At 26.3% G+C, this 13,936-nt stretch carries 9 protein-coding genes; 5 read left to right on the top strand and 4 right to left on the bottom strand.

Annotated features, from left to right (window positions below; all coding sequences use genetic code 11):
- The first annotated feature begins 9 nt into the window (after positions 1–9).
- On the top strand, positions 10–945 hold the full coding sequence (gene recX, locus NGI68_RS08190) for a recombination regulator RecX (protein ID WP_251860987.1): 936 nt from the start codon (positions 10–12) through the stop codon (positions 943–945).
- Positions 946–989: 44 nt separating this feature from the next.
- Positions 990–2,180: a transglutaminase-like domain-containing protein gene (locus NGI68_RS08185; protein ID WP_251860986.1), complete on the top strand. Its 1,191-nt coding sequence runs from the start codon at positions 990–992 to the stop codon at positions 2,178–2,180.
- 151 nt (positions 2,181–2,331) lie between these two features.
- Here NGI68_RS08185 and NGI68_RS08180 read toward each other — a convergent pair whose 3' ends face one another.
- From NGI68_RS08180 to NGI68_RS08170, 3 genes are all read right to left on the bottom strand, one after another.
- Positions 2,332–2,679: a tetratricopeptide repeat protein gene (locus NGI68_RS08180; RefSeq protein WP_251860985.1), complete on the bottom strand. Its 348-nt coding sequence runs from the start codon at positions 2,677–2,679 to the stop codon at positions 2,332–2,334.
- A 140-nt stretch (positions 2,680–2,819) separates the two neighbouring features.
- The gene (locus NGI68_RS08175; protein ID WP_251860984.1) at positions 2,820–3,623 is read right to left on the bottom strand and encodes an ABC transporter permease; all 804 of its coding nucleotides are present in this window, start codon (positions 3,621–3,623) and stop codon (positions 2,820–2,822) included.
- Positions 3,620–4,381: an ABC transporter ATP-binding protein gene (locus tag NGI68_RS08170; protein WP_251860983.1), complete on the bottom strand. Its 762-nt coding sequence runs from the start codon at positions 4,379–4,381 to the stop codon at positions 3,620–3,622. The genes NGI68_RS08175 and NGI68_RS08170 overlap by 4 nt, the downstream gene beginning before the upstream one ends.
- A gap of 432 nt (positions 4,382–4,813) precedes the next feature.
- On the opposite strand from NGI68_RS08170, the gene NGI68_RS08165 reads away from it, so the two are divergent.
- Positions 4,814–9,109 carry a 2-hydroxyacyl-CoA dehydratase gene (locus NGI68_RS08165; RefSeq protein WP_251860982.1) on the top strand — a complete coding sequence of 1,432 codons (4,296 nt, stop codon included), beginning with the start codon at positions 4,814–4,816 and terminating at the stop codon, positions 9,107–9,109.
- 124 nt (positions 9,110–9,233) lie between these two features.
- Here NGI68_RS08165 and NGI68_RS08160 read toward each other — a convergent pair whose 3' ends face one another.
- Positions 9,234–10,262, bottom strand: coding sequence for an ABC transporter substrate-binding protein (locus tag NGI68_RS08160; protein ID WP_251860981.1), 1,029 nt, complete (start codon positions 10,260–10,262; stop codon positions 9,234–9,236).
- A gap of 221 nt (positions 10,263–10,483) precedes the next feature.
- Here NGI68_RS08160 and NGI68_RS08155 point away from each other — a divergent pair, with 221 nt between their 5' ends.
- Together NGI68_RS08155 and NGI68_RS08150 are read left to right on the top strand one after the other, a co-directional pair.
- Positions 10,484–11,167 (top strand): LytR/AlgR family response regulator transcription factor, encoded by a 684-nt coding sequence (locus NGI68_RS08155; protein ID WP_251860980.1) that lies wholly within the window; start codon positions 10,484–10,486, stop codon positions 11,165–11,167.
- Positions 11,168–12,259: 1,092 nt separating this feature from the next.
- Complete coding sequence (locus NGI68_RS08150; protein ID WP_251860979.1) at positions 12,260–13,933, top strand: ABC transporter ATP-binding protein; 1,674 nt, start codon at positions 12,260–12,262, stop codon at positions 13,931–13,933.
- Positions 13,934–13,936: the final 3 nt, after the last annotated feature.

Here is a 13,936-nt window from a genome sequence, read left to right as displayed (position 1 = left end):
TGTAGGAATATGTCAAATATTATTACTAAAATAGAAGTACAAAAAAGAAATAAAGACAGAGTAAATGTTTATATAAATGAAGAATTTAATTTTGCTTGTAGTTCAGAATTAATATATTACCATAATATCAAAAAAGGAAAGATTATAGATGAAAATAATCTTAAGGATATAATTAAAGAAGATAATTATATAAAAGCTAAAAGTTACGGATTAAAGTATTTAGAAAAATCTTTAAAAACAGAAAGTCAAGTTAAAGAAAAATTATATTCTAAAGAATATGATGATGATACCGTAAATAGAGTTATTAAATTTTTAAAAGACTATGAGTTTATGGATGATAATAAATATTGCGATATGTATATAAGAGAAAAATTAAATATATATGGAAGAAATAAAATAAAATATTCTCTTTTAAATAAGGGAATAAAAGAAAGTATAGTAATTGAGAAGATAAATGCTATAGATGATGAAAAAGAAAAAAAAGTAGCTTATAAATTATCAGAAAAAAAATATAAAGTTATAATATTAAGAGAAAAGGATAAGTATAAAATTTATACAAAAATATGGTCATATATTATATCTAAGGGATATAGTTCTAATGTTGCGGAGTGGGTAATAAATAAGCTTAAATCCAATGAAGCTTTATATGAACAAGATAATAATATCCATTTATATGATAAAGAAATAGAATATGATGAACATGAGGAAGTTAACAATGAAAGTAAAATTTTAGACGAATATCATAAGAATTCATATTTTAACAGTAAAAATAATACTAAAAAAGATGATATTGATACACTTGCTAGAAAAAGATATGATATTATAATAAAATCAGAGAATGATAAAAATAAAATTTATAGAAAATTAAGTAATTATTTGTTGAGACGGGGATATAGCTTTGAAGATATAAAAACAAGTGTAAATCATATTTTATATGAATCATAATAAACAAATAAGGGGTTGGTGTTGATATGGATATAAATCCCATTATGCTAATTTTGGATAAAAAAATAAATCCTGTTACTTTAGTATTAGGTATACTATTCTTTTTCCCAATTTTAAAGGGATTTCTTTCAAAGTTTTCTTCCCCTAATTTAAAACTAGATATAGAGGATATGAACAAAACTGTAGCTTTTGTGGTTTCTTTATTTTTAGGTATGTATTATAGCAAAAAAATATTTATAGAACATAATATGGGAATATATAAAGATATACATGAACTTATACCTAAAGACATAATAAGATATATAAACAACAATTTCTTTATAGTATATGTAGTTATAGCACCTTTAATAATATTTATAATATATAAAATATTATTTTTAATATTAGATCTTTTAAATTCTATAACAATATATCCTATATTAGATAAATTAGAAGATATTTTAAGATATAGAGGAAGTATATTTAAAAGAATATTTGGAGCACTATTTAGTGTGCCTAAAGCTGTATGTTATGTATTGTTAATAGCGTTTGTTCTAAATATATTCTCTATGTTTGTGAAAAATGATACATTAAATAAATATCTTCAATCATCTAAAACTTACAATAATATATGCAAACAAGTAATAATACCAGTAACTAATTCTGGAATAGCTAAAAAATTACCGAATATAATAAATAACTCCTTTAAAATAGTTATAAAGGAAGAAGTAGGTAGAGATTCATCAGAAAAAACTAATTTTAGAGATAGAAAAACCATTGTTTATTATAATGGGGTAACTTTAGATGAAGGTATAAAATCTAATAAAAAAATCAATAATTTTGCAAGACATTTGGCAGCAGAGGATGCTACTTCTAAAGGAAAAGCAAGAATAATATATGATTGGATTGGAACTAATATTGCGTACGATCATGATAAGGCAGATAAAGTTTTAAATGATGATTTTCAAGTGAAATCTGGAGCTATCCCTACTTTTAATAGTAGAAGTGGAATCTGTTTTGATTATTCTTGTCTATTTATAGCAATGTGCAGAGCAAATGATATAAAGGTAAGATTAGTTACAGGTGAAGGGTTTAACGGAGTAAGTTGGGTAAGTCATGCATGGAATCAAGTGTATATACCAGAAGAAGGAAGATGGATAAATGTAGATACAACTTTTTATAAAGGTGGTAATTACTTTGATACTAAGAGATTTCAGTTAGATCATAGAAAGTCTCAAATTGCAGGAGAATGGTAAAAATTAAAATGCTATTAACTTTTATTTTATATGTAAAGTTAATAGCATTTTATATAAATGAGTATTTATTTTTATATTATAGTTAAAAAAATTAAATATTAGTGAACTTTCAGTTCACAATTTATATTCACATTTAAGGGGGATCTATATATTATTTTAAGTTTTTAACTATAATATTTATAGCTTTTTCACAATCTTCATCTTCATGATTTAAAGCCCAAGCTGTATTAAAGTAAACTAAAGCTTTTTTATTGATTTTTAGCATAGCATAACAATAACCTAGATTAAAAAAATATTTACTATCTTTTTTTAATATTAAAGCTTTTTTTAATAAAGGAATAGCTTTTTCATATTGTTTTAATTTTATAAAGCAAACAGAAGCATTATATAAAGATGAAGACTCATTTTCCTTGATTTCTGCAGCTTTTTTATATAGATTTATAGCTTTTTCGTAATCTTTAGTATTATAATAACTGTTGGCTTTATTAAAGTAACTCATATGTGTCCTCCTTATGTTTACTAATATATGCTTGAAGCTTAGTTGTATTATTATAATATCCATTTATGTTATTTTTATGCAAAAAAAAATAAATCTATTCAGAAAAATTTCCAAATAGATCTATTAAATAATAAATCATTTTAGTGTTTAATTTTCACAGATATTCTTTTTTCTAAAAATTCAACCACTGCATACATTAAATATGCCAAAATAGATAATATTATAATGCTAAACATTACTATATCCAATTGTGAAATTTGTCCCCCGTAAATTATTAGGAATCCTAATCCCTCTTTTGCTACTAAAAATTCTCCCATTATAACTCCTACCCAAGACAAACCTACATTAATTTTTAATGTAGATATTAGAGTTGGAATAGTAGCAGGGACTATTAAATGGATTAATACTTGCCATTTACTAGCGCCAAAGGTTTTCATCAATCGTATTTTATCTTTATCAACTTCTTTAAATCCATTTAGCACAGAAATTATAGTTACAACAATAGATATTAATAGAGCTATCATAATTATAGCGTTGGTACCATTACCAACCCAAAAAATTATAATAGGAGCCAGTGCTACTTTCGGTAATGCATTTAATACCACAATATAAGGATCTAAAACTTTGCAAGCAAAATCTGACCACCAAAGAAGTATGGCTATAAAGGTTCCAAGTAATGTACCATAAATAAAACCTAAAATTGTTTCGTAGCAAGTTATCCATATATGATTGAATAATGTACCTTCGCTATAGATTTTTACTAGGCTTTTCCACATTCTAGATGGAGTACTAGTTAAGAAAGGGTCTATCCATCCCAAATTTCCAGCTACTTCCCATAACACAAAAATAGCTATTAAAATTATAAGTCTAGTTATTATTATTTTATATTTTCTATTTTTTACTTTTTTTATATATAATTGGTGTTCTTTTTTTTCATCTATCATATATCATTCAGCTCCTTCCATATATCATTAAAATAAACTCTAAACTCTGGAGCTTCTCTACATTTTAAAGGGGAATTGCATTCTGTTGAAAGCTTAATAGATACATCTCCTTTGATTTTTGCAGGTCTTTTAGACAATACAAGAATTCTATCTGACATAGATACTGCTTCTGATATATCATGGGTTACCATTATAGCTGTTTTCCCTTCTTTTTTTATTATATTGTATATTTCATCACTAATGTTTAATCTAGTCTGATAGTCTAAAGCTGAGAATGGTTCATCTAAAAGAAGTACTTCCGGATTAAGAGCCAAAGTTCTAATTAGAGCAACCTTTTGTCTCATTCCACCAGATAATTCATCAGGATGATGATTTTTAAAATCTGTTAAACCATAGGATTCTAAAAGTTCATCTATAGCTTGTTTTCTTTCTTTGTTCAGCTTATGTTGTATCTTTAATCCCAAGGTTATATTATCTGACACTGTTAACCAGTTAAATAAATGATCTTTTTGAAACATGTAACCTATTTTAGGAGAAATAGATTTTTGTTTTTCATTATCTATATATATATCCCCACTAGATTGAGGAATTAATCCAGCTATTATATTTAGAAGGGTTGATTTACCGCACCCAGAAGGACCAACTATACTAACAAACTCTCCTTCTTTTATAGAGAAAGATATATCATTTAAAGCAGTAGTACTTCCTTTTAAAGAGTGATAGTTCATAAAAATATTTTTAACTATTACTTTATCCATTTTATCATCTCCTAATCGTTAGAAAATAAGCCTTATATTGATTTAGTATATGACCAAGTTAGGATAAATGTTATTAATAAATACTATTGAGCATAAATCTAAATTAAGAGATTAATATAATTGACTTTATGATTTGAAATTGTGGCTATATTTAAAAAACAATTTTATATATTATAACAGCATAAGTTTAAGAAATATATGGTATGTACTATTAATGTGTTGCATTTCAAAGAAAATATTGTATTAAGTAAAGCAATTTGAAATAACTAGGAAATGGTATTTTCTATCACATAATGTTTAGTTGAATAATCATTATTAAAAGTATATAATATGCATAGTTAAGATGAATTTAGTAATATATTTTTTGTTAAGTCAAAATATGGATAGACTCATTTCGTTGTTTTAATACTTAGTGTAAAAAGGTGATTATGTATGAAAGAAATATTAAAAATGGGCTTAGATGTAGGCTCAACTACCGTAAAGATAGTTATATTAGACAAAAATTACAATATATTATACAGTGTCTATGAAAGGCACTTTTCAGATATAAAAAATACAATAGGTAAACTTATAAAAGATGCCTTCAATAAATTTAATGATTATAATGTAAGTATTATGGTTACAGGTTCTGGAGGGCTTTCTGTATCAAAATGGTTTGATGTACCATTTATACAGGAAGTAGTTGCTTGTACAAATACTATTAAAAAATTTGCTAAAAATACTGATGTAGCCATAGAGTTAGGCGGAGAAGATGCCAAAATTACATTCTTTGATGATGGTATAGATCAGAGAATGAATGGTACTTGTGCTGGTGGTACTGGTGCATTTATAGATCAGATGGCGTCACTTTTAAAAACAGATGCTAAAGGATTAAACGATCTTGCAAAAAATTATAAAGTTATACATCCTATAGCAGCTAGATGTGGGGTTTTCGCCAAAACAGATGTACAACCATTAATAAATGAAGGTGCCACAAGAGAAGATATAGCTGCTTCTATTTTTCAGGCAGTAGTTAATCAAACTATAGGAGGGCTTGCTTGTGGAAAAACTATAAAAGGTAATGTGGCTTTTTTAGGTGGTCCTCTTTATTTTTTATCTGAACTTAGAAATAGATTTATAGAAACATTAAAATTAACTGAAGATCAGGTGATTTTCCCTGAAAATTCTCAATTGTTTGTGGCTATGGGAGCTGCGTTAAAATCAAAAGATAGTAAAATTGTTACATTAAAATATTTATTAGATAAATTAGAAGAGTTAAAGAATCTTAAATTAGAATCAGTGGGGACATTAAGACCATTATTTGCTAATGACCATGAATATACTGAGTTTAAAAATAGACATGAAAAAACCAAGGTAGTAGAAGGAAACTTACAGGATTTTAAGGGAAGTTGTTATCTAGGAATAGATGCAGGATCAACTACTACAAAAGTTACTCTTATAGATAAAGATGGAAGGTTATTATTTTCAAGTTATGGGAGCAATGAAGGTAACCCTTTGAAGTCGGTAATAAAGATACTTAAGCAATTATATTTTAAATTACCTAAAGAGGCACATATTTTAAATTCAGTAGTTACAGGTTATGGAGAAAAATTGATAAAGGCTGCATTAAATGTAGATATTGGCGAAGTTGAAACTATATCTCATTATAAAGCAGCAGAATTTTTTAGCCCAGGAGTAGATTTTATTTTAGATATCGGTGGACAGGATATGAAATGTCTAATTATAAAGGATGGCATCATAGAAAGTATTATGCTTAACGAAGCTTGTTCATCAGGTTGTGGATCTTTCATAGAAACTTTTGCACATTCTTTAAAAATGAGTGTGCAAGATTTTTCTAAGGAAGCATTGGCATCTAAAAATCCAGTGGATTTAGGGTCTAGATGTACTGTATTTATGAATTCAAAAGTTAAGCAAGCTCAAAAGGAAGGGGCAACTATAGGAGATATATCTGCAGGATTATCATATTCAGTAATAAAAAATGCTCTTTTAAAAGTAATAAAAATAAGAGATCCTAAAGAAATGGGAAAGAAAATAATAGTTCAAGGCGGAACTTTTTATAATGAGGCAGTTTTAAGAGCATTTGAGCTTATATCTCAAAGAGATGCTATAAGACCTAATATAGCAGGGCTTATGGGAGCATTTGGAGCTGCACTTATAGCAAAGGAAAGATATGAAACTGGATATAAAACTACGTTAGCTACAATGGAACAATTAGAAAGCTTTTCTGTAGAAACAGAAATGAGAAGATGTGGGAAATGTCAAAATAATTGTTTGTTGACTATTAATAAATTCTATAATGATACACAATTTGTGTCAGGAAATAGATGTGAAAGAGGAGAAGGAAAAGAAAAAACTGAAAATAAAGTTCCAGATTTATATGAGCATAAATATAAAAGAATATTTAATTATATACCATTAAAGAAAGAAGAGGCTAAAAGGGGAACAGTAGGTATACCAAGGGTACTGAATATGTATGAAAACTATCCATTTTGGTTCACATTCTTTACAAAATTAGGATTTAGAGTTGAACTATCTCCAAGATCTACTAAAAAAATATATGATCTGGGTATCGATACTATTTCTTCAGAATCAGCTTGTTATCCAGCCAAAATAGTTCATGGTCATATTAAAAGTCTTATAGATAGAGGTATAAATTTTATATTTTATCCATCTATAGCTTTTGAGCAAAAGGAACAAAAGGAAGCTAATAATCATTATAATTGTCCTATAGTAACTTCATATTCAGAGGTTATAAAAAATAATATGGATATAATTAGAGAAAAAAATATAAAATATATGAACCCATTTTTATCTTTAGAGAATAAAAAGAGATTAGCTAAAAGGCTTTACGAAGAATTAAAAGATGAATTTAATATAAGTCTTTATGATATAAAAAGAGCTGTAGAAGATGCGTATGAGGAAGATAAAAATATAAAATTGGATATAAGAAAAAAGGGAGAAGAAGTTCTAGATTACTTAAACAGAACTGGTAAAAAAGGTATAGTATTAGCAGGTAGACCTTATCATATAGATCCAGAAATAAATCATGGCATAACTAATATAATTACATCTTTAGGAATGGCAGTTTTAACAGAAGACTCTGTAGCTCATTTAGGAAAAGTTGAAAGGCCTTTAAGAATAGTAGATCAATGGGTTTACCATTCAAGATTATATGCAGCAGCTAGTTTTGTAGCTAAAGAAGATAATTTAGAATTAGTGCAACTTAACTCTTTTGGTTGTGGCTTAGACGCAGTAACTACAGATCAAGTACAAGAAATTTTAAATAAGACAGGTAAAATATACACTGTTATAAAGATAGATGAAGGAAGCAATTTGGGAGCAGTAAGGATTAGACTACGTTCTTTAAAAGCAGCTATCTATGAAAGAAAGAAAAGAAATTTTAAACCTGTCAAGCTTTATGAAACTTCTAAGAGACCAGTATTTACTAAAAAGATGAGAGAAACACATACAATATTGTGTCCACAAATGTCACCAGTACATTTTCAATTTATAGAAAAAGCTTTTAAAGCTTCTGGTTATAATCTTGAAGTTCTTCCATCTGTAGATAAAAAAGCTATAGATCAAGGATTAAAATATGTAAATAATGATGCTTGCTACCCTAGCATAATAGTGGTTGGACAAATTATTGAAGGTTTAAAATCAGGTAAATATGATATAAATAATACATCTGTTATAATAAGCCAGACTGGTGGAGGTTGCAGAGCTACTAATTATATAGGTTTTTTAAGGAAAGCATTAAAGGAAGCAGGGTATTCTGATGTACCTGTTATATCTTTAAATGTGGTAGGATTAGAAAAAAATCCAGGATTTAAAATAACACCTTCTTTAATAAATAAATCTATGATGGCTTTAGTATATGGTGACTTGTTAATGAGAGTTTTATATAAAGTAAGACCTTATGAAAAAATACCAGGCTCATCTAATTTACTTTATGAAAAGTGGGTAGAAAAGTGTAAAAATAGCATTTATAACGGTAATTTAAAAGAATTCAAGCAAAATATAAATGATATTATAAGAGATTTTGATACTTTAGAAATTAAAAATATAAATAAACCTAAGGTTGGAGTAGTTGGAGAAATATTAGTAAAATTTCATCCTACAGCTAATAATGATGTAGTAGGAATTATAGAAAAAGAAGGTGGAGAGGCTGTAGTACCTGATTTAATAGATTTCTTCTTATACTGTGCTTATAACGAAAATTTTGTTCATAGATATTTAGCAGGTAAAAAGAAGACTGCAATATTAAATAATATAGGAATAAAAGGTATAGAAGTTTACAGAAAAGAAATGAAAAATGCATTAAGAAATAGTAAGAGATTTTCAGCCCCAAGAGAAATAGATGAACTAGCAAAATTAGCGGAACCAATAATTTCTATAGGAAATCAAACAGGAGAAGGTTGGTTTTTAACAGCAGAAATGATTGAGTTAATACAAAGCGGAACAAAGAATATCATTTGTATGCAACCATTTGCATGTCTACCCAATCACGTTACAGGAAAAGGTATGATAAAAGAGCTAAAGAGGAATTTTAAAGGAACCAATATAGCTGCAATAGATTATGATCCAGGTGCTAGCGAAGTTAATCAATTAAATAGAATTAAGCTTATGATGTCTGTGGCTTTTGAAAACTTAGCCAAAGAAGAAGTAGAGAAAGCTAAGGATCAAATAGCTATATCTCATAAAGATAGTATAGAAGATAAAATATAAACAATTAATAAACCGGAGGAGGGTTAACTCTCTTCCGGTTTATTAATTGTTTAAAAAGCTAATTTAAATACATAGATTTTTCATTGTATAAATTTTAAGGGAAAAGTTTATTTCAATCTTAAGATTATTTTATAGTTTCTACAGATTTTTCACTAAATTTGGTATTAACTATTTTATTGAAACTTGGTCTTTCAGGAATTAATTCTTTGTCGTAACTTTGAATTATATCCATCAATTTATTTAAATTATCTTCCTTCAAAGTAGGGGTAGTGGCAAAGGCATTTATTTTTTTATAGTTCTTAATAACATTTACAATTATGTCTTCATTGGCTCCAGGGAAGAAAGAAATTATTGATTTTGCTACTTCTTCTTCAGTATGTTTATCTATCCATTTTTGTGCTTTATATATAGCATTTGTGAATTTTTGAATTGTTTTAGGATTTTTTTCCATATAAGATTTTGTACTAAAATAGCAAGTATAAGGTATATTACCAGCAGATTCACCTATAGATGCCACTATATGGGCAGAATTCTCTTTTTCAAGCATACTAGCAGTAGGTTCGAATAATGCTGCATAATCAGAAGTTCCAGATTTGAAAGCACCAGCAGTGGCAGTAAAATCTATATTTGTGATAAGTTCTACATCTGATTTGGGATTTATTCCATGATTTTTTAGTACATATTCTAGAGACATTTCAGGCATGCCACCAGGTCTACCACCTATTATTTTTTTCCCTTTTAAAGATTCCCATTTAAAGTTTTCTTCTTTGTTTTTACCAACTAAAAAGGAACCATCAGATTGAGTCAATTGAGCAAATAATACAGGGTAATCTTCTCTTTTTTGATTATAAATATAAATTACTTGCTCTGGACCGCAGAAACCTATATCTGCACTTTTACTTAAAACTTGTTGCATAGTCTTATCTGCGCCTTGACCTGTAGATAGTTCTATGTCCAATCCTTCTTCTTTAAACATGCCTTCATTTATAGCTACATACATAGGAGCATAAAAAACAGAACGAACTACTTCATTTAATTTTACCTTTGTAAGGCTATTATTTTCTTGTTTTTTATTATTGCATCCAGCTAATATGGTTAATGAGAAAATTAAAATTGTAATTAGAGAAATTACAGTGATTTTTTTATTTTTCATACAATCCTCCGAAATAAATTTTATATCAATTTATAATATGAGGATATTATAAATTGTGTTATTATGAAAGTATTGTAATTTTCTAAATATTTCGTCAAATCACTTGAGAAGATGCAAAAATGATGATATGGTAAAACTATAAAGTTTCAATTTTTGTTTACCACACGTATAACTTTCATTTGGCTCATAAAAGAATTCAAATAGAGAGGTGATAAAAAATAATGTATAATATTGCAATATACCATGACGATAAAAAGTGTATTGATATTATTAAAAAACATGTGGAAGAGTTTTATAGAAAAAAAATAATAGAAAATAGAATTTTATGTTTTGATTCACCAGATAAACTTTTGGAGGACTGTGAAAAATATAATTTGATTTTATTAGACATTGATATGAAATATTGTTATGGTATTGAAATGGGGAGACGAATCAGGAAGAAAAGTTTTAAAATTGAAATAATTTACATTGCAAATTGCTCATATTATTATCCATATGCTTTTCAAGTTCATGCTTTTGCTTATATCATAAAACCTGTAAAGAGAAATAATTTATTTTTGATTTTAAACGAACTTAATATGCACAACAATATTAGTGAAAAAATTAGTCTAAAAACTAGAATGGGTATTAGGCGATTTAACTTGGATAAAATATTATATATTGAAAGCATTAAACATGAACTAAAAATTGTTTGTGATAATAGAAAGGAATATATCATTCGGTATAGTATGAAAGAAATTTATGCAAAGCTAAAAGATTGTGGTTTTGATTTTTCGCATAAGGGATTTATTGTAAATCTAAAAAAAATTAAATATATCAAAGGTTTTGAAATTATTTTAGAAAATAACATATGTGTGCCATTGGCTCAAAAAAGAGCAAAGATATTTAAAAGAAATCTTGTGTAATATTTGGAAGAATGTTTTCAGCAAAAATAAATGTCTTGATAAAATATTTTAATTTGAATTTTCATTAATAGAAGTGATGACAATTTGATGTATTTAAGTGATTTAATAGCTGAATATTTACTGTTTCAATTAAGTCTATTTTATTAAGACCTTAGCTGATTAAGAAAGTAGTTTTATTATTAATTTTTTCTAAAAATATAAATATTGGTAAATAATATTAGTTAATCTAACTAGTGTAATAAATTAATTCAATATAGATATTTATGATAGGTATAATGATTTTCAAAGATCAAATAAAAATATTAAATCATTGTATTTATGATAAAAAAATTGTATTTTATATGAAAAAAATCGTAGTTTATGTAATCATTATTGTAAAAAAGATGAAGATGTGAAAAAATAGAGTAAATAAGTAATGATAATAAATAATAAAATTGATTAAGATAAAGTTTAGTGATAGTGACAATCATATCATATATTTGGTAATTAAAGATGATATTTATAATAACATTTGAACTTTTAATTTAAAGTATGGGTTAAGCTTTTCAGTTTAATTTGGCATAATAACATGAAATACATTTATGTTAAATATTCTAAAAAATATTAAGATATTCATCTTGTAAAGTTTTTATTAAAGAAATGAAGGTTTAAAGCAATTAAAATAACATTATACCTTCAAAATATAATTTAAGGAAGTATAGATGCAATCTTTGATACATAAAGCATAATGAGGATAAACAATAAGAGAACGTTTTGGCATGTAAGTCTGATTTACCTTCTATACTTTGTACACTGATATTTTGATTCCCATTTTTAGATTTACCAAATTTGTGAAGATTATTACTGTGGTACTTAGGAAAATAAATTCTACTATCCTTTCATATTGGCTTATCTCACCTAGCTGGTAGGTAATAATCTTCTAGGGAAATTATAATATTTAAATAGGCGTAGAGAAATCAATCTTTATATAACTTAACAGAACTTGTATCTTATTATAGAGAATTTTTATTAGTATTTTATACATGGAAAGTATTAAGTTTGTTTTAGAAATCTTACAAATATGAAATTTCATGATATAGTTGAGGAATTTTGATGGATAATAATTATTTAATAAAAGAGTTACTAAAAATACTTAAGCCTTATAGAAAAAAAATAATTGGCATTATGTTTTTTCTTGTTATTACTTCAGGTATTAATTTATTAATACCTATGCTGACTAAGGTGCTAATGGATAAAGGTTTTATAGGAAAAAACAAAAATATTTTGTTTCTAACAATATTTTCAATATTCATTTTATATATTACAAATATTTTATTAGATTTATTAAAGGAAAAAGAAAGAATTAAGATAGCTTCCCAAATAAGGTATCAACTTAGAGAAAACTCATTTATGCATTTGATGAGATTAAAGATAAAATATCTTAATGATATGAATTATTCAGAAATTTTAAATAATATTGATATAGATATAAATAATATATGTAAGATTACTGATAATGCTGCTTTTTTTTCAATAACACAAATATTAAGTGTAATAGGCGGTGTCTTGGGATTGTGTATTATTAATTTTCAATTAGCTATAGTTGTGTTAATCTTTATTCCAATAAAATATGTAATTGTAAAACACTTTAGTAAGGAAACACAGAGAAATACGGTGATTTATATTGAGCGCTTAAATGAGTATATAAAATGGTTTGCAAATATAATAGCAGGAATGAAAGAAGTACGTATTTTTGGTATTGGAAAATCAAAAAAGAGGGAGTTTGAGGAATGGCAAATGAACGTAACAGAGGATATAATGAGGTTAGATTGGATAAGTACCTTAAATACAGAAATTGATTCAATATTGACTCATAGTCTAATTACATTAATTTATATATTAGGAGCAATAAAAGTACTTAATAACAAAATAACAGTAGGGGATGTATTTTCTTTTTCAACATACAGTTTGTATGTAATTAGTCCAATATCTAATTTATTAAATATAAAAACTATACTTTCGGGCATTTTGCCATCTACAAAAAGATTTTTGGAGTTAATAAATTTACCGGAAGAAGAGTATGGAGGAGAAGTATGTTTAGATTCTGGAGATATTATATTTAAAGATATAGAATTTAGTTATTCTGATGGAATTAAAGTTCTAGATGGTATAAATTTATGTATTCCCCATGGAAAGAAAGTTGCTTTTTGGGGATGCAATGGTTCAGGAAAGTCAACTATACTAAATATTTTGTTGAGATTTTACAATTTAGATGATGGCAAAATTATATTTAATGGAATAAATATAGAACTTTTTGACTTAGTGTCATATAGAAGAAAAATTACCCTTGTTAATCAAGAAGTATACTTATTTAATTCTACTTTAAGAGAAAATATTTGCTTAGATAAAAATATTGATGACAAATTATTGCTAGAAGCTATTAAAAGTTGTGGTTTAGATGAATATTATAATGAAGAATCACTGAATTATATAGTAGGTGAAAATGGTGCTAGACTTTCTGGTGGACAAAAACAAAAAGTGGCGTTAGCAAGAGCAATTATTCAAAACCGTGAGATTGTTATTTTTGATGAAGTGACTTCTAATATAGATGTATATTCAGAAAATAAGCTGAAAAAAATTTTAAATAATGAATTAAAAGATAAAACAGTTATCTTTGTAACACATCAAGAAGAATTCTTGAAACATATGGATATTGTGTTTGTGTTAAAAAAAGGAAAATTAAAATGTCAAGGAACTTATGATCAAATATGTAAAAATATAAAATAGAAT

The sequence above is a fragment of the Clostridium sp. Marseille-Q2269 genome (genome assembly GCF_943736985.1).
GTDB lineage: Bacteria > Bacillota > Clostridia > Clostridiales > Clostridiaceae > Clostridium_F.
The sequence above is the reverse complement of the archived record's forward strand: the minus strand, read 5'-3'. Positions and strand labels throughout refer to the sequence as shown.

Bases quoted from the DNA above. Each gene is read 5' to 3' on its own strand.
- NGI68_RS08165 (WP_251860982.1), top strand. From the start codon at position 4,814: ATGAAAGAAATATTAAAAATGGGCTTAGATGTAGGCTCAACTACCGTA.
- NGI68_RS08155 (WP_251860980.1), top strand. From the start codon at position 10,484: ATGTATAATATTGCAATATACCATGACGATAAAAAGTGTATTGATATT.
- NGI68_RS08180 (WP_251860985.1), bottom strand. From the start codon at position 2,679: ATGAGTTACTTTAATAAAGCCAACAGTTATTATAATACTAAAGATTAC.
- NGI68_RS08150 (WP_251860979.1), top strand. From the start codon at position 12,260: ATGGATAATAATTATTTAATAAAAGAGTTACTAAAAATACTTAAGCCT.
- NGI68_RS08170 (WP_251860983.1), bottom strand. From the start codon at position 4,381: ATGGATAAAGTAATAGTTAAAAATATTTTTATGAACTATCACTCTTTA.
- NGI68_RS08160 (WP_251860981.1), bottom strand. From the start codon at position 10,262: ATGAAAAATAAAAAAATCACTGTAATTTCTCTAATTACAATTTTAATT.
- NGI68_RS08175 (WP_251860984.1), bottom strand. From the start codon at position 3,623: ATGATAGATGAAAAAAAAGAACACCAATTATATATAAAAAAAGTAAAA.
- recX (WP_251860987.1), top strand. From the start codon at position 10: ATGTCAAATATTATTACTAAAATAGAAGTACAAAAAAGAAATAAAGAC.
- NGI68_RS08185 (WP_251860986.1), top strand. From the start codon at position 990: ATGCTAATTTTGGATAAAAAAATAAATCCTGTTACTTTAGTATTAGGT.